The following is a 21347-nucleotide window of genomic DNA, read 5'->3' on the forward strand; positions in this document are numbered from 1 at the left end:
TGGCCAGCCGGGTGGGCAACCTGCTCATGGCCTTTGACCGCCTCGAGGCGGCCGAGCGCCAACGCCGATGTCGGCGAAGAGCAGGGCGTCGCGGTTTGAAAAGGTGGCCTTTGCGGCGGTTCATATCGCCGGTGGTTTTGCCGGAGCTCGTGCAACCAATGCATTGGCGGCGATGTTGAGTCTGAAAGGCCTACCTGTCCTTGTGGTCACGACCCAAGCGGAGCGCCCGCCATCATCGGAGGTCGATGGCGCACGGCTAAGACAGCCGTGAATGAAGCACGCAGACGTGAATTGAATGCTCGATGAGACGGCCCAGCTATTGGTATTGCACGCGCCTTGCTGGACCGACGGTCAACCCCGCGCGGCTGGCTCGGACCCTCCATCCTGTTTGCGCGTTTCTTCTTCCCATGATCGTCGGCCGCGCTATACGCGCGTCAGTCGTAAAGGAGATTCCCATGAGACATCTGACTTACATTGTCGCGATAGGCACGGTTGCCGTGGCAGTCGCCGGTTGTGGCGACCCATATGCGCCGCGCTCTGGTTACTCGCAAGGCTACAGCTATCCGTCCACCTACAGCTATCCGTCCGGCTACAGCTATCCGTCGGCCTATAGCTATCCGTCCGCCTACAGCTATCCCGCGAACAGCTCCTATCCAAGCGGATCCGGCTACTATCCGACTCGCTACGGCTACGGATCCAATGGCGATTACTACCGCAACTACGGCGGAACACGCTCCAGCCCGCAGGTTACCTTTGCCTTTCCCTAGTTGAGCGGCGACGCTGGCAGGAGACTCATGAAACTCAAAAGTCTGGCTCTCCTGGTCGCTTCCGCCATGGCCTGCATCGCGCAGGCACACACGGCGTCGGCAGAGGCCCCAGAAGGTATCTGGCTCGTCAACGGAGAGGCAGCAGTGCAGCTCTTCGACTGCAACACCCTGCTGTGTGGCCGAATTCTTTGGCTGCAGGCCCCGCGCGACTCCCAGGGACAGCTCAAGCGTGACACGAGGAACCCCGATCCGGCGCTGCGGCAGCGCCAACTGTGCGGGCTGACGGTCATTCGGGACCTGCGAGCGAGTGGCCCCAACCACTGGGAGGATGGTTGGTTCTACTATCCGGACAGCGGCAAGACATACAACGTCAAGATGGAAGTTACATCTTCCGACGCCCTTTTGGCGCGCTTCTATTCTGGGACCTCGTTCGTCGGTGAAACCAAAATTCTGAGTCGGGTTGCTCATGGCACATCGGACGGATGGTGCTGAGAGAGCCGAGACGCAGTGCCGAGAATGGCGATGAAATTCAGCCATTCTGTTTGTGCCCAAGACAATAATCGCTTGCCCGTTGGTCAAGCAGGCCTATCTCTCAACTGGGTGTTCAAGCCAACGCGTCAGGAGGCCGTCCATGTCCGAGATAGAATCGGGTTCCGCAACCTCTTTACGAGAGTGGCAGATGGCGCTTTCGAGATGGGACAACGAAGGGGGCGCGGGGCCGCAGCAGGGCGCAGTCTCCAGCGAGGCGCAGTCCAAGATCCTTCAGCTGACAAATGCCGAATTGGCGCAGCTCGGCACGCAGCACCACGGTCACGCGCTGCGCCGCGGGCTCGACAACCAAGCGGAGGCCGGGCCTTCAAGATGTGGTGCGGCTCGCGTTTAGAGATTCCGGCCCGCCATCAGAGTGTGAACCTCACGCTGAGCGGTAGGCCTTTCCAGTCCGTATTTGCTTACGATCTGGCTAACGAGCTCGTCGTTGGTCTTGAGCATGGAAAGTTCATGCTTGGAGAATTTGCTCCACTTGCTACCAATGGCGTTCAGCACTTCGTTGCGTTCAACATCCTGTGGGCTCGAGTCATGATTTGCGGGCGCATTGGACATTGAAGCCTCCTGAAATTGGTCGCCGCCCTCGATCGAGCGGCGCCTACAGCAGATGTGGACGCGATACTGTCGAATGTAGGAGCTGGAAGCTCATCTCGCCGTGCCGGGGGCAGGGTAGGGGGCTGAGGACGCCGGCACGACGGCTGCTTCACGATAGCGGCGAGCCTCGATCTCGCGGTTCACACACCGATCATATGTCTCGCTGCCGGATGCGAGGCCATAGGAGTAGCAGGCATTTTGGGCGTCGATGGTCAGGTTCATCGAATTGTAGGTGACTGGCACGCGATCAAGCGTCCGCGCCGCGGACTCCCCCGAAGCGCAGCGACTGTAGGAGTCGGTGCCTGCCCTGAAGCCATAGTCCGCGCAAGCTTGCTCGACGATCGGACGATGGGCCGAAAGCGGCACGGTCGAAGTTGTGCTGGAATAAGTGCATCCAGAAGCCGAACCAAGAACGACCGCTGCGATGAAAAACCTGGTCAGCGTCATTGTGCGCCCCCAACGGCAGAACCTGCCCGATGTGCTAACGCGCCACGGCCGCATAAGGCTGCAACCTGGCTACGTCTTTGGCTCGGCCTCCGCTTGTTGTGCGCGTTGCGCCGCTTTGACGTCTTCAGAGGTTCCGGCGTCGCTCTAAGTCGCCCGTGCGGCGGCTCTCGTTCGCCATCCCACGACGGCCAGCACGAACAAAAGTGCGGCCGCGATGGCGAGTGCTGTGAAATAGGCGGCGTCGAACGCCTGATGCACCGACAGGATGAACGGGCGCGCGACGTCGGCTGGCAAGGTTTGCGCGACCACCAGCGCCTGATCGATCCCGTTTCGCGCCGCCGGCGGAAAGTTTCCCTGTGCAGGCAGGACGAGAGCCAGCGCGTATACCCCTGCGAGAACGCTACCCAGCACCGTGACGCCGATCGCCCCGCCGAGCTCGATGGAGACTTCTTCGATCGAGGCGGCCATGCCGGCTCGCTCGGCGGAGGCATGGCTCATGATGGCGTGCGACGCCCCCGCGATCGAGGCGCCGACGCCCAGGCCGAACGCAGCCAGGCAAATGAGCTGTGGCGCTGCCCCGGCGTGGGCCGAGAAAAACAGGCCGGCCAATCCGCAGCCGCCGATGACAAGCGCGGCGGTGAGCACGCGGTCGGCGCCGTAGCGCGGGATCAGCCAGCCCGCGAGCGGGCCGCCGACGAAAGCCATCGCAGAGCTCGGCAGCATGAACAGCGCAGCCTGCAGCGGAGAGAGACCCAGCACGAGTTGCAGACGTTGGCTCAGGAGCAGCGCTATGCCGATGATGCAGAAGGCCGAGGCGAGCGCCGTCAGGACGGCGATCGTGAAGCCCCGATCCCGGAACAGGCTGAAATCGATCAGCGGCGTGACGCTCGCCCGCTGTCGCCACGCAAACCAGGCGAGGGCGCCGGTACCGAGCACCGCCGCCGCTGCCGCGGCTGGCAGGGAGGCCGCCTGGGCAATCCCCTCGATCGCATAGGCGAGGCCAATAAGGCCGATCAGGATCAGCAGCGACCCTGGCAGATCCCAGCTCGTCTCGCTTCTGCCCGCGTCGGAAGGAATGAGGGTAAGGGCGGCGACAAGCGCCGACACGACGACGGGAACGTTGATCAGGAAGACCGAACCCCACCAGAAATATTCGAGCAGGACGCCGCCGATCAGCGGCCCGACGGCCGAGCCGCCGGAGGCGATTGCGCTCCACACGCCGATTGCCAGGGAGCATTCCTTCTCGTCGCTGAAGGTCAGTCGAATGATCGACAGCGTAGCCGGCATCATCGAGGCTGCGCCGACCGCCAGGAGTGCGCGGGCACCGATGAGCGCGACGGGCGAGGGTGAAAAGGCTGCCGCCAGCGAGGCCAGGCCGAAGAGGCAGAGGCCGACAACGAGCATGCGCTTGTGCCCGACCTTGTCGCCCAACGTGCCGCAGCCGGGCAGAAGCCCCGCCACCACAAGCGAATAGGTGTTGATGATCCAGAGCTTCTGGGAGGTGCTGGCGCCGAGATCGCGGGTCAGGGTCGGAAGCGCGGTATGCAGCACCGTCATATCTACGACGATGAGAAAGACAGCGCTCGACACGATCGCCAGAACGGCCCACCGGCCTGCGCTCGAAGCCTTCATTGGAATGCTGTACGCCCCCACAATCAAGCCTATCGGATTTGTCGAAAGGCGCAAGTTACGCGCGTCGTGCTATATTCGGAATCAGGCAGGGGAGAGACTTCGATGAACGGATCTTCGGTCAAGCCCTCGTGCGGCGCGCCTCGCCGCCGCGCCTTCCTGGCAGGGGTCACCGCGGCGTACGCCGCAACGGCGACTCACGCATTCGCTCAGACGGCCACTGCTGTGACGCCGCCAGCCCCACCCCAACCCGACGGCGGCAAGTGGTACCGCACCGCTGGCGAGCAAGTGGCTGACCTCGCTGCCCGCCGAGTCTCGTCGGTTGAGCTGCTCGACCAGGCCATTGCGCGCATCGATAGGCTCGACAAACACATCAATGCCGTCGTGGTGCGCGATTACGATCGGGCGCGCCGGGCAGCGATCGCTGCCGACCAGGCGCTGGCGCGTGGCGAGCAGCGGCCGTTGCTCGGCCTGCCGATGACCGTGAAGGAAGCCTACAACGTTGCGGACCTGCCGACGACCTGGGGCATCCCCGTCTTCAAGGACTGGCGGCCATCAGAGGATGCCGTCGTGGTCGAACGGCTGAAAGCCGCCGGCGCTGTCATCATCGGCAAGACCAACGTGCCGGTGGCGCTCGATGACTGGCAGTCGACGAATCCGATCTATGGCACCACCAACAATCCCTACGACATCGAACGGACACCGGGTGGCTCATCGGGCGGCTCAGCGGCCGCGCTGGCGGCCGGCTACGTGGCACTCGAGGCCGGCTCGGACATCGGCGGCTCGCTGCGCACGCCGGCGCACTATTGCGGCGTGTTCGCTCACAAGCCGACCTACGGCATCGTAGCGATGCGCGGCCACACCTTCCCCAGACAGCCGGCGCTGCCGTCGGCCGGCGACGGCTTGGCGGTGGTTGGGCCGATGGCGCGCAGCGCGCAGGATCTGGCGCTCGCGCTCGACGTGATTGCCGGACCTGACGAGCAGCGCGACGGCGTCGGCTGGCGATTGGTGCTGCCGCGGCCGCGCCATCGCGCGCTGCGCGATTTCCGCGTGCTGGTGGTCGACACGCATCCGCTGTGCCCAACCGCCGCGGCGATCCGCACGGCGCTGGCGCAGCTGGCTGATCGCCTCGGCAAGGAAGGTGTCTCGGTGGCGCGGCAAAGCCCGTTGCTGCCCGATCTCACCGAGGCGACCCGCAACTACATGCGCCTGCTCGGCCCGGTGCTGACCCAAGGCCGTCAGCCCCAGTACTACGAGCAGATGCGCTCGCTTGCGGCGAACATGGGGCCCGACAACCAGGACCTCGATGCGATCTTCGTGTGCGGTGCCAATGTCGGCTGGCGCGACTGGCAGGCGGCGAACGGTGCTCGCACCAGGCTGCAGCGCCAATGGGCGACGCTGTTCAAGCAATGGGATGTCGTGCTCTGCCCGACGATGCCGACCGTGGCCTTCAAGCACGATCATTCCGACATCACCACTCGGCGCCTCGACGTCGACGGCCAGAGCCAACCCTATGTCAACAACATCGTCTGGGCCGCTCCCGCCACCGGCGCCGGACTGCCAGCGACCGTGGCGCCGATCGGACGCACGGAGACCGGGCTGCCGATTGGCGTGCAGATCATCGGGCCCTACCTCGAAGATCCTACTACGATCCAGTTCGCGCGGCTCTTGGAGCAGGCGTTCGGCGGCTTCGTGCCGCCAGTGCTTTAGAGCGGCGGCCCGCCATCCCTACTCTTGCGCAAGTTGGCTGGCGAGACCCGTGTAGGTCTCGGGGGTGAGCGCAAGGAGCTTGGCTTTGAGCTCGGGACGGATGTCGAGCCCGTCGATGAATGCGGCGAGGTCCGCCATGCTCACCGCTCTGCCGCGCGTAAGTGCCTTCAGCTTTTCGTACGGCATTTCCACGTTCTCAACGCGCAGGACCGTCTGTATCGCCTCGGCAAGCACCTCCGGATGCGCGGCGAGGGCCTCGCGGAGCGCCGTCTCGTTCACGCCTACTTTCCCGAATCCGCGAACGAGCGACTGATAGCCGATAAGGGAGTGGGCGAACGCGGTGCCGAACGTCCGTTCGACCGTCGAATCGGAGAGATCGCGCTGCAGTCGCGAGACCGGAAGCTTCCGGGAGAGATGTTCGAACAGCGCGTTGGCAACGCCGAAATTCCCCTCCGCGTTCTCGAAGTCGATCGGGTTCACCTTGTGCGGCATGGCGGAGGAGCCCACTTCGCCCTCTTTCGGCTTCTGCGTGACCCATCCGTCCGAGATGTAGCGCCACATATCCTGCGAGAGATCGAGCAGGATCGTATTGATGCGCCGGAGATTGTCGAACATCTCGGCGTACGTATCGTGAGGTTCTATCTGGGTGCTGACCTCGTTCAGCTCGAGCCGGACGAAGTGTCCCTTCCTTGCCATGCCTTGCGCGCTCAGCGATTTGACGAACGCGCGGGCGAGACCGAGCCATTCGGCCTGGGGCAAGGCGACCATCTGTGCGTTGTAGTTGGCCGAGGGACCACCCCATTTGACCAGGATGGCGCTGTGCTTGAGCGTATCCACTTGCCGCTCGAGGCGCTTGGCGAAGACGTTCATTTCCTTGCCGAAGGTCGTCGGCGTCGCCGGCTGCCCGTGCGTGCGTGCTAGCATCGGCGTTGCGGCATGTGCGCGTGCGAGCGCGATGATCTCCTTCTGCACCCCTTCGAGCGCCGGAAGCATCACTTCCTCGATCGCATCGCGCAGCGCGAGGCCATGCGCGACGCTGTTCACGTCTTCCGACGTTAGGGCGAAGTGCACCCATTCGAGCACATCCTCGAGGCTCGTTCCCTTGAGCTTGAGCTTGATGAAATACTCGACGGCCTTCACGTCGTGGTTGGTGGCGGGAATTCCCTGATAGCCCTCGCGCTCGATCGCCTTGATGATGTGCGCATCCTCTATCGAGATATCGGCAAGGGCGCGCAGGAGCTCGAGCTCCCGCTCGGTGAGGGCGCGCATCATGTCGATACCCCGGGCGCTCGAAAGAAGACGCAGATACGCGCATTCGACGATGACGCGTTTTTTCAACAGTGCATATTCACTGAAATACCCGGCGAGCGCCGCGGCGGTCGCACGATAGCGGCCGTCGACGGAGGAAACTGCAGTCAATGGTTCAAGCAACATGGTATCGAATCTAGCGGCTTACGGGGCCCAAGTCATAGGTTTGGGTTGATCGGTCTTCTCCTCTATCATTTTGAACGTGGAAGCGTCGCCTCCGGCGTCGCCCGGGAGGCTGCATGGCACTACTCATCGTCAACCTGGACAAGGTCATCGGCAGTGCCCAGGCCTTCCGTGACTCATTCAAGGAACAGGTGCCCGATCTGCCGATTCGCTTCTGGCCCGATGTGGGCGAGGTGAAGGACATCGAATACCTCGCCTTCATGCATCCGGATTTCGACCAGCTTCCGGCCTTCCCCAATCTGAAAGCCATGTTCAGCCGTTCGGCCGGCGTGGAGTCTTTCGCCCGGCATCCGAAGCTGCCGAAAGTCCCGCTCGGCAAGGTGGAACCGCCGGGCGGCGATCCGATGATGACGGAATACATCATCATGCACGTCCTGCGTTTCCATCGCGATATGCCCGGCTATCAGGCCGCCCAGGCGAAGAAGGAATGGCGCCGGGTACCGATCGTCCGGCCGGAGCAAAGGCGCGTCGGTTTTCTGGGCTTCGGCATGATGGCCACGGCACCGGCACTGGTTCTGAAGTCGCTGGGCTTCGAGGTCTCCGCGTGGGTCCGCTCGCCGCGTCAGGCCGCAGAGGTCCCCATCTTCCATGGCCGCGATCAGCTGGCAGCCTTTCTCGGCCAGACGGATATCGCCGTCTGCCTGTTGCCGCTGACGGCGGAAACCGAGGGCATATTCTGCGCGCGCACATTTGCCATGATGCCGAGAGGAGCCATGCTGGTGAATGTCGGGCGCGGCAAGCACGTGGTCGAAAAGGATCTGATTGCCGCGCTCGATTCGGGACAATTGTCATATGCCGCGTTGGACGCGCTCTGGCCCGAGCCGCTGCCGCCGGAAAGCCCGCTTTGGCTTCATCCCAAGGTGACGGTGATGCCGCACGTGGCGCGGCGGCCGACCGTCGACCAGCTGGTGACCGAGGTTGCCGCGAACCTGCGTAGCCTCAAGGCCGGAGGACGCCTCCTGCAGGAAGTCGACGTCACGCTGGGGTACTGAGGCGCGGCAGTTGCTTCAGGCGCGCCGCCGATCGCTGAGATCGAACATCCGCAGCAGGCCGCGCGCGGCCACGATGGAGCCCTCGATGCGAACCAGCTTTTCCGACACTGCCTGCTCGAGCGGCAGGTCGGTCGAGAGAATGCGCAACAGCGTGTCAAAGCGTGTCTCGATCGTCGCGCTGGCCGGGCCGTCGGGCCGGTCGCTTGCGCACTGCCCGCGTGCGTCGCCCAGGCATCAAAACCAGGCGCCAAGCCTGTCGTTTTCAGCGCAAGTCGGGTGGGCGGCCTCGTTTGGGTCGACGGGCAGGCCTAGGGCTTCGACGTGGCAGCCAGGACAGCAGTCGTAACGATGAAGCGAGATCCCCGTCGGAACTTCCCCGCTACATGTCGAACATGATCCCACGATGAACCGTTGGGCCTGACCTTGGCGACGGAAAACTCCCCGGCAGCCAGGTCCACGCTCAGTTGGACGTCATGAAAGTCGATGACCGTGCGCGTCACGGGATACTGGCACTTGTAGAAAGCCTCCTTGGCGCTGAAGAGCAGCTTGCCGAGCCAACCTCTCGCATCCTCGCCAAAGCGACCAATCCATTGCTGCTCCTCCGGGGTGCAGATTGCCGGCACGAGCTCGCGCTGCAACGGGGTATCCTCTTCGATGTCGATGCCAAGACCGGTCACGTCGGGCGAACGGGTCAGCGCCACGGCACAGCAGCCCTGCGTATGCGAGATGCTGCCTCTGACGCCGGGCGGCCAGCGGGGAGACCGGTCCTGATGAGGAACCAGCGAGCAGGGCGCCATTCCAATCCGAGCGAGCGCTCGCCGGGCGCAGACGCGAGCCGTGCCGAATTCCGCCTGCCGCTTGGCGACGGCACGCACGATGTGCTGCTGCTCGTCAGGAAAGAGTTGGTTCTCCACGACAGTCGGTGCCGCCACTTCGACGGCGATTCCGGGGCCCAACATGGAGGTCAGCATCTGCTCCGGACTGTTTTGCGACGAATGCACATCTCGATCCTCCATCGATTGAGCCAGGCCGTAAAGGGCCGTGCTACACTCCGTCTGCCCCTGTGAAGGAAGAGGAACAACCGTGACCAGCAGGAATTCCTTCAAGTTCGTCATGCTGCCGCCACAGACCGAGACGACTCGCGGTTGGGCAAAGCGCCTGGCGGAAGCGGTGCCGGAGGTTCGTGTGGTCGTTGCCGAGAACGCAGATGCCGCTGCGCACGAGATCGTCGACGCAGAAGCCGCGTTCGGCTGGCTCGGCAAGGACCTCCTGGCAAAGGCCAGGAACTTGCGCTGGCTGCAGGCGCCCCAGGCGGCGCCGGCGGCCGGCTACTATTATCCCGAGCTGGTCAGCCACACCGTGCGCGTGACCAACTTCCGTGAGATCTTCAACGATCATATCGGCGCCCACATCCTGGCCTTCGTGCTGGCTTTTGCCCGCGGGCTGCACGTGTTCATTCCCCAGCAGCTGCGCCGCGAGTGGAAGAAGAGCCCGCTGGAAACCGGCGATGTCGTGCATCTGCCCGAAGCGACGGCCCTGGTCGTCGGCGTCGGCGGCATCGGCGCCGAGGCGGCGCGACTGCTCGCGGCATTCGGTGTGACCGTGCTGGCAACCGATGCCCGCCGAACGGCGGTGCCTGACGGGGTGGCCGAGCTGCATCCGCCGGCTGCCCTGGACGACCTGCTGCCGCGCGCGGATTTCGTGATCCTGACGGTGCCGCACACGCCGGCAACCGAAGGTTTCTTCAACCGCGCCCGCTTCCAGCGCATGAAGCGGACGGCGTTCTTCATCAACATCGGCCGCGGCATGACGACCAGGCTGGACGACCTGGTCGCGGCGCTGCAGGCTGGCGAGATTGCCGGCGCTGCCCTCGACGTCTATGAGCAGGAGCCACTGCCGAGCGAGCATCCGCTGTGGGGATTGCCGAACGTGTTGCTGACACCGCACATGGCGGGACACGGGCCATATCTCGACGAGCGTCGGTTCGAAATCATGACAGACAACTGCCGCGCTTTCGCCGCCGGGCAGCCGCTGCGTAACGAGGTCGACAAGTCATCCTGGTTCTGAGGGAGGAGGCAAGATGCCCGCAATCGAGCGCAATCGTCTCGCCGCAGCCGTCGCGCTGGCTGCCACTGTTCTTCTGTCTGCGGCGGTCGCCGCACAGCAGGAAGCGGCCGGCGCCCGCGACTTCCCGCTGATCAAGCGTTACGAAGGGTCTCGCCTCATCGGCTACGACAGCCGGCCGTTCGACGCGGCCAAGATCGTCGTCGGCAAGCTCAGCCTGGGCGACAACGGACAGCCTACGGCGGACGCAGTGCGGACGTTGGAGGGGCGTCACACCCGGCTGCTCTACCTGGCGCCGCCGCAGCGCAGCTCGCTGGAAGTGTTCCGCAACTACGAGAACGAGCTCACCGCCAAGGGCTTCTCCATCCTCTACAAATGCTCCGGCGAGGAGCAGTGCGAGTCGTTCGGGGCGGAACTCTACCGGGTGCTCTATCCGCCGACCGGGGCATTGCAGAACAACGAGCTGAGCAAGGTCGCCTTCAACGTTCCGGCCGAGCCGCATTACCTCACCGCGACCTTGGCGCGCCCCGAAGGCCCGATCGTCGTCTCCCTGTACGTTGCCGTGGATCGCGGCACCGCCTTTCCGGAGACCAAGGATCGCGTGGCTGTGCTCCTCGACGTCGTCGAGGACAAGCCCATGGAAACGAAGATGGTGACAGTCGATGCCGCGAAGATGGCGAAGGACATCGCCACGACCGGTCGGGTCGCGCTCTACGGGCTCTACTTCGACACCGACAAGGCCGACCTCAAGCCGGAGTCCGCGCCGTCGCTCGCCGAGATCGTCAAGCTGCTGAAGGGCCAACCCGATCTGAAAGTCTATATCGTCGGACACACCGACAATGCCGGCGGCTTCGACTACAATATGGGGCTGTCACAGCGCCGCGCGAAGTCGGTGGTCGATCAGCTGGTCCAGAACGGCATCGCGGCGGACCGGCTGAAGCCAGCCGGCGCCGGCTTGATCGCTCCCGTAGCCCCGAACGACGACGAGGCCGGGCGCAGCAAGAACCGGCGGGTCGAAATCGTCAAGCAGTAGCGCGCCGCTTGCGTGGCGCTTCGGGCACGAGCATCACCAGCTTGAAGTCCGGGCGATTGGCCAGCGCGAAGGCAATCTGCTGATAGCGCAGGCGGCCCTCGCGCGGATGGTCGAAGATGCGCTCGCCGCCGGTGCGGTCGACCACGGCATGCTCGGTCCAGCACTGGGCGAAGAGCGCGCTTCGGCCACGCAGATCCTCGACCAGCGTCTGCAGCTCGGCGTCCTCGAGATGTCGGCTGGAGTCGGCGCGGAACTCAGCCAGCACGCGACGGGCCCGTGCCTGCCAGTCGGGGATGATCTTTCGGGCGACCGGGCTCAAGAAGACGTAGCGCAGCAGGTTGCGATCGCTGGCCTCGTCGAGCCAGCCGACGAACAAGGCTGCGGCGGGCCGGTTCCAGGCCCGGGCGTTCCACAGCGAATCAAGCAGATAGGCGGGACCGTCGATCGCCGCGATGGCGCGGGCGAGCGCGGGCGGAACGTCCATGCCTTCCTTGTCCGTCGAGCCCGACAGATTGGGATCGCGCCGGTCGGCCAGTTCGAAGAGATAGGCGCGCTCGGCCGGCGTGAGCTGCAGCGCGCGCGCCAAGGCCGACAGGGCGGGCGGGGAGGCGGCGATGTCGCGGCCCTGCTCCAGCCACGTGTACCAGGTGGGGCTCATGCCGCAGGCCTGCGCCACTTCCTCGCGCCGGAGCCCGGGCGTGCGGCGGCGGCCGATGGCGGGCAGGCCGAGGCTTGCCGGCGACAGGCGGGCGCGGTGGGCGCGCAGGAAATCGCCGAGTTCGCGCCGCTTCGTCGGGGGCAGGGCTGCCATGGCAGTATTTATACCAGGATAAATGCCCTCCTGTTACCAGTCTAAATGTCCGGCTACGTTTTGCTCCTAGGCACCATGCTGGAGAGCAAGCCATGAGCGGACCGCGCACGCTGTACGACAAGATCTGGGACAGCCACGTCGTCGAGGAGCAGGGCGACGGCACGGTGCTGCTCTACATCGACTGCCATCTCGTCCTCGAGGTGACGAGCCCGCAGGCGTTCGAAGGCCTGCGCGCAGCGGGGCGCAAGGTGCGCCGGCCGCTCGCCACCATCGCCGTCGCCGACCACAATGTGCCGACCACGGATCGCAGCGCCGGCATCGCCGATCCGTTGTCGCGCCACCAGGTCGAGACCTTGGAGCGCAACGTGCGCGAATTCGGCATCCCGTACTTCTCGATGACCGACATTCGCCAGGGCATCGTGCACGTCATCGGCCCGGAACAGGGCTACACTCAGCCCGGCATGACAGTGGTGTGCGGTGACAGCCACACCGCGACGCACGGTGCCTTTGGCGCGCTGGCCTTCGGCATCGGCACCTCGGAAGTCGAGCATGTGCTGGCGACGCAGACCCTGATCGCGCGGCGCTCGCAGAACATGCGAGTCACGGTCGATGGCGCGCTCTCGTTCGGCGTCACGGCCAAGGACCTGATCCTGGCGCTGATCGGCGTCATCGGCACGGCGGGCGGCACGGGCCATGTTATCGAGTATGCCGGCTCGGCGATCCGCAGCCTCGGCATGGAAGGCCGGATGACCGTGTCCAACATGTCGATCGAAGCGGGCGCGCGCGCCGGGCTGATCGCGCCGGACGACGTGACCTTCGACTATCTCAAGGGCCGGCCGCAGGCGCCGCCGGCCGACGCCTGGGACCAGGCCGTCGCCGGCTGGAGGACGCTGCCCTCGGACCCGGGGGCTGCCTATGACTGCGAGGTGGCGCTGGATGCGGCCGGCATCGCGCCGCAGGTCACCTGGGGCACCAGCCCGCAGGACGTCGTATCGATCGGCGCCTCGGTGCCCGACCCGGCGGACGAAGCCGACGACAGCAGGCGGACCGCCATGGAACGCAGCCTCGCCTACATGGGCCTCCAAGCCGGCATGAAGACGACGGACATCCGCATCGACAAGGCCTTCATCGGCTCGTGCACCAACAGTCGGATCGAGGACCTGCGGGCGGCAGCAGCCGTCGTGCGCGGCCGCCGCAAGGCCGATCACGTCGAGGCGCTGATCGTGCCGGGCTCCGGCCTTATCAAGCGACAGGCCGAGGAGGAGGGGCTCGATCGCATCTTCCGCGATGCCGGCTTCGAATGGCGCGAGGCGGGCTGCTCGATGTGCCTGGCCATGAACGATGATCGCCTGAAGCCGGGCGAACGCTGCGCCTCGACCTCGAACCGCAACTTCGAAGGCCGGCAGGGCTATGGCGGGCGGACCCACCTGATGAGCCCGGCGATGGCCGCGGCCGCCGCCGTCACCGGCCGCCTGGCCGACGTGCGCGAGCTGATGAGATAGGAGGGCACACCATGGAAAAGTTCACGCGCCTCAGCGGTGTCGCGGCGCCCCTGCCGATGGTCAATGTCGACACCGACATGGTCATTCCCAAGACCTATCTGAAGGGCACGGAGCGGACCGGGCTCGGCAAGCACCTGTTCGCCGAAATGCGTTTCAACGCGGACGGCAGCGAGCGGCCCGACTTTGTGCTCAATCGACCGGCCTGGCGGCAGGCCGAGATCCTGGTCGCCTTCGACAACTTCGGCTGCGGCTCGAGCCGCGAGCACGCGCCCTGGGCACTGCGCGATTTCGGCATCCGCTGCGTGATCGCGCCGTCCTTCGCCGACATCTTCTTCAACAACTGCTTCAAGAACGGCATCCTGCCTTTGGTGCTGCCCAAGGCGGTCTGCGCCCAGCTGATCGAGGATGCCGAGCGCGGCGCCAATGCGGTGCTCACCATCGACCTCGAGACGCAGGAGCTGACGCGGCCCGACGGCGAGCGCATCGCCTTCGAGGTCGAGCCTTCGCGTCGCAGCCGGCTGCTCGAGGGGCTCGATGAGATCGGGGCGACGGTCGCCAAGGCGGACAGGATCGACGCTTTCGAGGTGCGGCTCAGGCAGAGCCAGCCGTGGCGGGCGACGGCGCTCGACGGACTGTGACTTGCTAGGATGGGCCCTCCTAGGAGGGAGATGCCCAGGCCATGGTCAAGACGGTGCTGTACGCGGAGAAGCTGTACGACAACGACAAGGTCGAGCGCGAGGTGTTCGGGCCGGACGTGCGCGTGGTATGGCGCAACGTCACCAACCTGTCGCAACTCGAGGCGAGCGACTGCGCCGATGTCGACGGCCTGATGGTGCTCCGGCACGCGGTGACCGCCGAGCACTTCGCCAAGTTCCCCAAGCTCTCCTGCGTCGTGCGCATGGGCGTGGGCTACGACAAGATCGACCGCAAGGCGGCCGAGTCGCGCAAGGTGATGGTGTGCAACGTGCCGGACTACGGCACCACCGAGGTGGCCGACCATGCGCTGGCGCTCGCCCTGGCGCTGCGCCGCGGTATCACGATGCACCTCGAGGCGCAGCGCCGGCCGCAGCCTGCGCCATGGTCTTACGTCCGTGACCCGCTGCTCAAGCGCAACGGCGTGCAGACCTTCGGCATCGTCGGTCTGGGTCGTATCGGCACGGCGGCGGCGCTGCGCGCCAAGGCCTTCCAGTTCCGCGTCGTCGCCTACGATCCCTATATGCCGAACGGCACCGAGCTCGGTGTCGGCGTCGAGCGCGTGACCTCGCTCGAGGCGTTGATGGAGCAGACCGACACGCTGTCGATCCACGCGCCGCTGACCTTGGAGACGCGCGGCATGATCTCGCGCGCCATGCTGGAGCGCATGCCCAAGGGCGGCGTGGTGGTCAGTACCGCCCGCGGGCCGATCTGCGATGTCGACGCGCTGGCCGATCTCCTGAAGCGCGGCCATCTCGCCGGCGTCGGGCTCGACGTCCTTCCCGTCGAGCCGCCGGTCGAGCCCATCCCCGAGCTGCTGCGCGCCTACCGCGACCGTGAGCCATGGTGCGAAGGCCGCCTGATCATCACGCCGCACTCCGCCTTCTTCACGCCCGAGGCGTGGGAGGACATCCGGGTCAAGTCGGCGGAAACCATGCGCGCCGCGATGGTCGGCCCGCGGCCGCAGAATGTCATCACACCGGAGATGTTCTGAGGGCTCCCGTGCCCGCCTAGCTGCGCGTACGCCGGAACAACATGGTCACGTTGCGCCGGCGGTTCTCGAAACCGTCGGCGAAGCGGCAGGCCGCGGTCTGGTGGAAGATCGTGCCCTTGAACAGCAGTCCCCTGTTCTCGGCATAGGCATACGAGGTCTGTCGCGCCTTCTCCTGACGCAGGAAGGCGTGAATGTCCCGGGCGCCGCTGTTGTAGTCGTCGAACGTCCAGTCGTTGGGCGCCGCGACATCCCACATGTCCAACCCGCCGCTGCCGGGCTCGAGATTGGCCGAGTCCGGCGTGATCCAGAAATTGAGGCTGACATCCGAATGGTCGGCATGGATGTCGATGCCCGGACGCTGATGCTGACAGACGAATGACCACCAATAGTTCAGGTGATGCCCGTCCAGCAGCCCGGGGATGGCCTGCCGCAGCTCCGCTGCGATCTGCAGCAGCAAGGGGCTGAAGAAGCCGGACTCGGGATTCGCCCCGATGTAGCCCGGCGGGTACGCCCGGCGCCACACCGTCGATCGCAGGCAGAAGCGCTGCAACTGGGCGAGCGCTTCCGGCGTCAGCAAGTGGTCGACGCAGGCGACGCCTTTGCCCTCGCCGTGGAAGGTCTTCAGCACGTCGTCCCAATCGTCCCGCCGGTTGAGGCAGACCGCCGGCGGTGCTTCGTCGTGCATCACAAGCGGCGGGTCGGCCATCGTCCGACCGTACTGGCCGCCCATGGGAATCGTCGGGATCTCGCGGCTCGTGTCATCGACCATCTGGTAGAGCTTGCGCCGTGCCGCTTCCCTCAAATTCGGGTCGGCCGGCAGCAGCGTACCGGGCGGCCGTTTGTCGGCCCGTTCCAGATAGATGAGCTGTTCGAGGTTGTGCAGCGCCTGGTGCGCCGCAACGGCGATCGGCCCGCCGCCGGCCGGCGGTTTCCACGGTGGGGCAAGCTCGAGCGCGGCGCGGAAATCGGCCAGCGCCGCGTCGCGTTCATCCAGCGCTGTCCGCACGCGGCCCAGCAGAACACGCGCGGCATGGGCCCGGGGATCGGCCGCCACGGCCTTGAGCGCATTCTCCTTGGCCTCGGTGAGGTCGCCCAATTGGAAGTTCATGTCCGCCAGGGCCGTGAGAACGGCCACCGAAGGCGCCGACCCCGCCAGGTTGCGCAGGGCGTCGGCCGCTTCGCTGTAGCGGCCACCGGCGATGCTGCGCTGGATGCCCTCGGGCACCGCGGCTTGTGAACGGACCATGAGCGTAATCTATGAACAAGGCGGCTTGGGCAGGCAACCCTTCTCGCAGAGCGAAGCGACCTTGCGGCTTCCGGTGCCCGTCGATGTATGAAAAGCTCGTGCTTCCATCTTTGAAGGAAGCAGGACCGACAATGCACGATATCGTCATCCGGGGCGGCAGCATCGTTGACGGCACGGGAGCGCCCGCCGCTCAGGGAGACGTCGCCATCGATGGTGACCGGATCGTGCAGGTTGGCGGCAAGGCCGGCCCGGGCCGCCGCGAGGTGAAGGCCGACGGCCGCATCGTCACGCCGGGTTGGGTCGACGTGCACACGCACTATGACGGCCAGGCCACTTGGGATCCCGTGCTGGCGCCGTCCTCCTGGCACGGCGCCACGACCATCGCCTTCGGCAATTGCGGCGTGGGCTTTGCGCCCGTCCGTCGCCAACACCACAAGGCGCTGATCGATCTGATGGAAGGGGTCGAGGACATCCCCGGCATCACGCTGTCGGAAGGCCTCAAGTGGGACTGGGAGAGCTTCCCGGATTACCTCGATGCGCTGGCGCGGCTGCCGCGCACCATTGACATCGCCGCACAGCTCGCCCACCACCCGCTGCGGGTCTACGTCATGGGCGAGCGCGCGATCGCCCGCGAGCATGCGACGGCCGAGGATATCGAGGCGATGGCCCGGCTGACGGAGCAGGCGCTGACGGCGGGCGCCATCGGCTTCACCACCAGCCGCACCGACCAGCACAAGACCCTGGCCGGCGATCTCGTTCCCGGCCGCTATGCCGAGCACGAGGAGCTGCTGGCCATCGGCAAGGCCATGGGCCGTGCCGGCCGCGGCGCCTTCGGCATGCTCTCCGATTTCGAGGACGAGGCCGCCGAGTTCCGCTGGATGCGCCAGGTGGCCAAGGACAGTGGCCGTCCCGTCTGGTTCCTGCTCACCGACCGCAGCTACGATCCCGACCGGTGGCGCCGCCTGATGGACGGTGTCCGCGCCGCCCGCGCCGACAACCTGCCGCTCTCCGCCCAGGTCGCCGGACGACCGGTGGGGCTGACTCTGGGGCTCGGCACCTCGCTCAATCCCTTCGCCTTGCGCGAGGCCTTTGCCGAGGCGTCCAAGCTGCCGCCGGCCGAGATGCTGGCGAAGCTGCGCGATCCCGAGATGCGCCGGACGATTCTGGCGCAGGAGGCCTCACCGCGGCTGCTCGAGGTGCTACCGCCTCTGTCGCGCCAGATCGCGACACGCTGGGACCGCATGTACCTGCTGGGCGATCCGCCGGACTACGAACCGCCGCCGGAGCGCAGTATCGCCGCCATGGCGGCTCGCGACGGCGTGAGCCCGCAGGAATTCTGCTACGACTACCTGGTCGGCGGCGACGGCGGGCGGATGATCTACTTCCCCGTCACCAACTACGTGCACGGCGACCTCGAGGTGGTGCGGGAAATGATCGAGGATCCGCACACTCTGCTCGGCCTGTCGGACGGCGGCGCGCATTGCGGCGTGATCTGCGACGCTTCGCTCAACACTTCGATGTTGAGCCACTGGGTGCGCGACCGCACGCGCGGGCCGCGCCTGCCACTCGAGTTCGTGGTCAAGCGGCAGACCAGCGAGACGGCGGACTTCTTCGGCTTCCGCGACCGTGGCCGGCTGCAGCCGGGCCTCAAGGCGGACGTGAACGTCATCGACTTCGACGGGCTGCACCTGCATGCCCCGAAAATGATCTTCGATCTGCCGGCGGGCGGGCGCCGTCTCGTCCAGCATGTCGACGGCTACGACATGACGATCTGCTCGGGCGTGCCGATCTTCGAGCAGGGCGAGGAGACCGGCGCCAGGCCTGGAAAGCTGGTCCGGTCGACCGCCTGACCCCGGGATTCCGTCACGGTTTCCGTGTTAGACAGCAGCGGGGCTGCTGAACTGACAGGAGACCAAGCAGTGATGAAGAAACTGATATTGGCGATGACCGCGGGCCTGGCCGCGATCTCGCAGGCGGGCCCGGCCCTGGCCGGCAAGGATCTCGATAACGTGAAGGCGCGCGGCCAGCTGGTCTGCGGCGTGGCGGTGGGCGGCATCGCGGGCTTCATGACGGTCGACAGCCAGGGCAAATGGACCGGCATGAACGTCGACATCTGCCGCGGCATCTCGGCCGCGCTGTTCGGCGATTCCGAAAAGGTGAAGTACGTGCCGCTGTCCGGGCAGCAGCGCTTCACGGCGCTGCAGGCGGGTGAAGTCGACCTGCTGTCGAACAACTCGACCTGGACGCTGACGCGCGACACCGCGCTCGGCCTCGACTTCGTCGGCGTCACCTACTACGACGGCCAGGGCTTCATGGTGCCCAAGAAGCTCGGCGTGAAGAGCGCCAAGGAGCTGAACGGCGCCTCGATCTGCGTTCTTACCGGCAGCACGTCGGAGCTCAACATCGCCGACTATTTCCGCACCAACAAGATGACCTTCAAGCCGGTGCTGTTCGAGGATCCCGACCAGAGCCGCTCGGCCTTTTTCAGCGGCCGGTGTGACGCCTATTCCGGCGACCAGGCCCGCCTCTATGCCACGCGCGTCGCCAATGCGCCCAATCCCGACGACTATGTCGTCCTGCCGGAGATCATCTCCAAGGAGCCGCTGGGCCCGGTGGTGCGCCACGGCGACAACCAGTTCGCCGACATCGTGCGCTGGGTGCAGTACGCCATGCTCGAGGCCGAGGAGTACGGCATCACCTCGAAGAACGTCGACGAGATGCTGAAGAGCGACAATCCGGCGATCAAGCGCATCCTGGGCGTCACGCCCGGCATGGGCAAGGCGCTCGGCGTCGACGAGAAGTGGGTCTACGACATCATCAAGCAGGTCGGTAACTACGGTGAGAGCTTCGACCGCAATGTCGGCATGGGCAGCCCGCTGAAAGTCGCCCGCGGCCAGAACGCGCTGTGGACGCAGGGCGGCCTGCAATACGCGCCGCCGATTCGTTGAAGTTGCGAGCCTTCGCAACCAATCGAAAAGCCGTCCGGGCTCCGGGCGGCTTTTTGTTTGGAACGTCCCGGCGCAGTGGTCGTTCAGCTTCGACACGCAGTTCACGGGTGCAGGACGATGGTGCGCAAGCGAAGCAACAAACCAGCCGATCCGCGCTGGGATCGCAAGCAGGGTGTTCCCAAGTCGCCGCAGATGGCGCGCGTGGTGGAGCAGTCGTCGGGACGCTACAGCGCCTCCGAGCAGAGCGAGCAACGACGAAAGGGCGGCCGGCGCGGTCAGCGCGGCTGAACACGGAGCACGCGGGCGAGGGTGACGCAGGCGCGGTCGATCTCCAGCTCAGGCGTTCCGGCGTAGCTCAAGATCAGGCCGTGCCGGCGGCGCCGGCCGGCATAGCAGGCCGATAGCGGCGACGCGGCGATTCCCGCCTGGGCGGCCGCCACGGTGGTCGCGCGATCGTCGAAGCCGGACGCGATCGCGGCGAGCGGCCGCGCGACCAGGTGCATGCCGGCCGAGTCGGGCGCGCTCTCCAGCCAGCGCCCGAGATGACGCTCGATGCCGGCCAGAAGCGCTTCCTGGCGGGCGGCGTAGAGCAGGCGCGTGCGTCGCAGATGGGTCGCGAGATGGCCGTCGGCGATGAAGCGGGCAAGCGCGCCCTGGCCGATCAGCGAGGCGCGCGCCGGCACCATCGCCATCCGCTGTTCCGCCGCCGGCACCAGCGCGTCCGGCAGTACGACGTAGCTCAGGCGCAGCGACGGGAAGAGCAGCTTGGAGAAGCTGGCGAGATAGACCACGCGGCCGCTGCGATCGAGTGCCCGCAGCGGCGCCAGCGGCCGGCCGGTGTAGCGGTACTCGCCGTCGAAATCGTCCTCGGCGATCCAGCCCTCATGGCGCTCGGCCCAGCTCAGGAGCTCGAGCCGGCGTTGCAGGCCGAGCATCGTGCCCAGCGGAAACTGGTGCGCCGGCGCCACCACTGCGAGCTTCGCCCGCGGCTCGACGTCAATCGCGCGCTCGACGCTAAAACCCTGTTCGTCGACCGGGATCGGCGCCGCGCGCACGCCGGCCAGCGCCAGCGCCTCGCGCGTGCCGACATAGCCCGGCTCCTCGATCCAGGCGGCCTCGTCGGGATCGAGCACCAGCCAGGCCAGCAGCGACAGGCTCTGGCGCATGCCGTTGGTGATCACGATCGACTCGGGCGCACAGGTGAAGCCGCGGGCCGTCCCAAGATAGGCGGCAATGGCGGTGCGCAGTCCGGCATGGCCGAAGGGATGCGGTGCGCCGGCGACCGTCCAGGACGGCTGCCGCCATTCGCGCTCCAGCAGCCTGGCCCATAGCGCGAAGGGGAAGGCCTCGCGGTCGGGCTGGCCGGTGGGAAAGGCGATCGGCGCTTCCTCGAACCCGAAGCCCGGCGTTGCGTCACGCAGCACCGTCCGCGCGCGGCGCGACAGCGACGGGGCGGCGGTACGGTCGGCGGCCGTCGAACCGGCAGGCTGTCCGCGCGGCGCCATCAGCATGTCGTCCGGCAGGTCGGTCGCGACGGAGAGGCCGGACGCGGCCTGCGCCACAACGTAGCCCTCGGCGATGAGCTGGTCCATGGCCAGCAGCACGGTGCCGCGCGCGACGTCGAGCTCGCTCGCCATCAGGCGCGAGGAGGGCAGGCGCTGACCGGGCGCCAGCCGCCGTTCGAGGATGGCATGGCGCACCTGCTCGCCGATCTGGCGGTGCAGCGGCTCGGACGCCGCAGGATCGAGGACGAGGCCGAGTGGGGCGGCCTTGCGGGTGGGGCGTGGCATGACTGGTACAGTCCAGAATGTCCAAACTGGCTCTTTTGTCTGTACCTTATTGCCATCATGGTCCGGCCCGCAATCGCCCCGGAGTCCTTA

At 66.2% G+C, this 21347-nt stretch carries 22 protein-coding genes; 13 read left to right on the plus strand and 9 right to left on the minus strand.

Annotated features, from left to right (window positions below; genetic code table 11):
• The first annotated feature begins 455 nt into the window (after positions 1 to 455).
• From RSO01_RS36255 to RSO01_RS36265, 3 genes are all read left to right on the plus strand, one after another.
• Positions 456 to 767, plus strand: a complete 312-nt coding sequence (locus RSO01_RS36255) for a hypothetical protein (RefSeq protein ID WP_147155490.1) — start codon at positions 456 to 458, stop codon at positions 765 to 767.
• Positions 768 to 794: 27 nt separating this feature from the next.
• Positions 795 to 1259 (plus strand): DUF2147 domain-containing protein, encoded by a 465-nt coding sequence (locus RSO01_RS36260; RefSeq protein WP_147155491.1) that lies wholly within the window; start codon positions 795 to 797, stop codon positions 1257 to 1259.
• Between the two features lie 139 nt (positions 1260 to 1398).
• Positions 1399 to 1650, plus strand: coding sequence for a hypothetical protein (locus RSO01_RS36265; protein WP_147155492.1), 252 nt, complete (start codon positions 1399 to 1401; stop codon positions 1648 to 1650).
• Here RSO01_RS36265 and RSO01_RS36270 read toward each other — a convergent pair.
• The 3 genes from RSO01_RS36270 to RSO01_RS36280 form a co-directional block, all read right to left on the minus strand.
• Positions 1647 to 1868 (minus strand): hypothetical protein, encoded by a 222-nt coding sequence (locus tag RSO01_RS36270; RefSeq protein ID WP_147155493.1) that lies wholly within the window; start codon positions 1866 to 1868, stop codon positions 1647 to 1649. The two genes, RSO01_RS36265 and RSO01_RS36270, sit on opposite strands and share 4 nt — an antisense overlap.
• Before the next feature lie 90 nt (positions 1869 to 1958).
• Positions 1959 to 2354 (minus strand): hypothetical protein, encoded by a 396-nt coding sequence (locus RSO01_RS36275; protein WP_147155494.1) that lies wholly within the window; start codon positions 2352 to 2354, stop codon positions 1959 to 1961.
• A gap of 144 nt (positions 2355 to 2498) precedes the next feature.
• Positions 2499 to 4040: an MFS transporter gene (locus RSO01_RS36280; RefSeq protein WP_246159057.1), complete on the minus strand. Its 1542-nt coding sequence runs from the start codon at positions 4038 to 4040 to the stop codon at positions 2499 to 2501.
• Between the two features lie 48 nt (positions 4041 to 4088).
• Here RSO01_RS36280 and RSO01_RS36285 point away from each other — a divergent pair, with 48 nt between their 5' ends.
• Positions 4089 to 5693 (plus strand): amidase, encoded by a 1605-nt coding sequence (locus RSO01_RS36285; protein WP_147155495.1) that lies wholly within the window; start codon positions 4089 to 4091, stop codon positions 5691 to 5693.
• An 18-nt stretch (positions 5694 to 5711) separates the two neighbouring features.
• On the opposite strand, the gene purB is transcribed toward RSO01_RS36285, so the two are convergent.
• Positions 5712 to 7127: an adenylosuccinate lyase gene (gene purB, locus RSO01_RS36290; protein WP_147155496.1), complete on the minus strand. Its 1416-nt coding sequence runs from the start codon at positions 7125 to 7127 to the stop codon at positions 5712 to 5714.
• Between the two features lie 113 nt (positions 7128 to 7240).
• Between purB and RSO01_RS36295 the strand changes: the two genes are divergently transcribed.
• The gene (locus RSO01_RS36295) at positions 7241 to 8176 is read left to right on the plus strand and encodes a 2-hydroxyacid dehydrogenase (RefSeq protein ID WP_147155497.1); all 936 of its coding nucleotides are present in this window, start codon (positions 7241 to 7243) and stop codon (positions 8174 to 8176) included.
• Positions 8177 to 8191: 15 nt separating this feature from the next.
• On the opposite strand, the gene RSO01_RS49590 is transcribed toward RSO01_RS36295, so the two are convergent.
• Together RSO01_RS49590 and RSO01_RS36300 are read right to left on the minus strand one after the other, a co-directional pair.
• On the minus strand, positions 8192 to 8323 hold the full coding sequence (locus RSO01_RS49590; RefSeq protein ID WP_281291583.1) for a hypothetical protein: 132 nt from the start codon (positions 8321 to 8323) through the stop codon (positions 8192 to 8194).
• A 161-nt stretch (positions 8324 to 8484) separates the two neighbouring features.
• Positions 8485 to 9282 (minus strand): 4'-phosphopantetheinyl transferase family protein, encoded by a 798-nt coding sequence (locus tag RSO01_RS36300; RefSeq protein WP_170303627.1) that lies wholly within the window; start codon positions 9280 to 9282, stop codon positions 8485 to 8487.
• Here RSO01_RS36300 and RSO01_RS36305 point away from each other — a divergent pair.
• Positions 9260 to 10243 (plus strand): D-2-hydroxyacid dehydrogenase, encoded by a 984-nt coding sequence (locus tag RSO01_RS36305; protein ID WP_218037564.1) that lies wholly within the window; start codon positions 9260 to 9262, stop codon positions 10241 to 10243. The two genes, RSO01_RS36300 and RSO01_RS36305, sit on opposite strands and share 23 nt — an antisense overlap.
• Before the next feature lie 13 nt (positions 10244 to 10256).
• Complete coding sequence (locus RSO01_RS36310; protein ID WP_147155499.1) at positions 10257 to 11273, plus strand: OmpA family protein; 1017 nt, start codon at positions 10257 to 10259, stop codon at positions 11271 to 11273.
• On the opposite strand, the gene RSO01_RS36315 is transcribed toward RSO01_RS36310, so the two are convergent.
• A complete protein-coding gene (locus tag RSO01_RS36315; protein WP_147155500.1) occupies positions 11263 to 12084 on the minus strand; it encodes a helix-turn-helix transcriptional regulator in 822 nt (273 codons plus the stop codon). The two genes, RSO01_RS36310 and RSO01_RS36315, sit on opposite strands and share 11 nt — an antisense overlap.
• A 92-nt stretch (positions 12085 to 12176) precedes the next feature.
• Between RSO01_RS36315 and leuC the strand changes: the two genes are divergently transcribed.
• From leuC to RSO01_RS36330, 3 genes are read left to right on the plus strand one after another with little or no spacing between them, the layout of a single operon-like run.
• A complete protein-coding gene (gene leuC, locus RSO01_RS36320) occupies positions 12177 to 13586 on the plus strand; it encodes a 3-isopropylmalate dehydratase large subunit (RefSeq protein WP_147155501.1) in 1410 nt (469 codons plus the stop codon).
• A gap of 11 nt (positions 13587 to 13597) precedes the next feature.
• Positions 13598 to 14224, plus strand: coding sequence for a 3-isopropylmalate dehydratase small subunit (gene leuD, locus RSO01_RS36325; protein WP_147155502.1), 627 nt, complete (start codon positions 13598 to 13600; stop codon positions 14222 to 14224).
• Between the two features lie 41 nt (positions 14225 to 14265).
• Positions 14266 to 15273 carry a C-terminal binding protein gene (locus tag RSO01_RS36330; RefSeq protein ID WP_147155503.1) on the plus strand — a complete coding sequence of 336 codons (1008 nt, stop codon included), beginning with the start codon at positions 14266 to 14268 and terminating at the stop codon, positions 15271 to 15273.
• Between the two features lie 16 nt (positions 15274 to 15289).
• On the opposite strand, the gene RSO01_RS36335 is transcribed toward RSO01_RS36330, so the two are convergent.
• A complete protein-coding gene (locus tag RSO01_RS36335) occupies positions 15290 to 16519 on the minus strand; it encodes a tetratricopeptide repeat protein (protein ID WP_147155504.1) in 1230 nt (409 codons plus the stop codon).
• Between the two features lie 131 nt (positions 16520 to 16650).
• On the opposite strand from RSO01_RS36335, the gene RSO01_RS36340 reads away from it, so the two are divergent.
• The 3 genes from RSO01_RS36340 (at position 16651) to RSO01_RS47810 (ending at position 19755) form a co-directional block, all read left to right on the plus strand.
• Entirely contained in the window at positions 16651 to 18369 is a 1719-nt protein-coding gene (locus tag RSO01_RS36340) for an N-acyl-D-amino-acid deacylase family protein (RefSeq protein ID WP_147155505.1), read from the plus strand.
• A gap of 72 nt (positions 18370 to 18441) precedes the next feature.
• Positions 18442 to 19467: an amino acid ABC transporter substrate-binding protein gene (locus RSO01_RS36345; RefSeq protein ID WP_147155506.1), complete on the plus strand. Its 1026-nt coding sequence runs from the start codon at positions 18442 to 18444 to the stop codon at positions 19465 to 19467.
• A gap of 117 nt (positions 19468 to 19584) precedes the next feature.
• On the plus strand, positions 19585 to 19755 hold the full coding sequence (locus tag RSO01_RS47810) for a hypothetical protein (RefSeq protein WP_170303628.1): 171 nt from the start codon (positions 19585 to 19587) through the stop codon (positions 19753 to 19755).
• Here RSO01_RS47810 and pdxR read toward each other — a convergent pair.
• Positions 19743 to 21257 (minus strand): MocR-like pyridoxine biosynthesis transcription factor PdxR, encoded by a 1515-nt coding sequence (gene pdxR / locus RSO01_RS36350; RefSeq protein ID WP_147155507.1) that lies wholly within the window; start codon positions 21255 to 21257, stop codon positions 19743 to 19745. The two genes, RSO01_RS47810 and pdxR, sit on opposite strands and share 13 nt — an antisense overlap.
• Between the last annotated feature and the right edge of the window lie 90 nt (positions 21258 to 21347).

Origin of the sequence: Reyranella soli (genome assembly GCF_007992495.1) — a bacterium.
Taxonomy (GTDB): Bacteria; Pseudomonadota; Alphaproteobacteria; order Reyranellales; family Reyranellaceae; genus Reyranella; species Reyranella soli.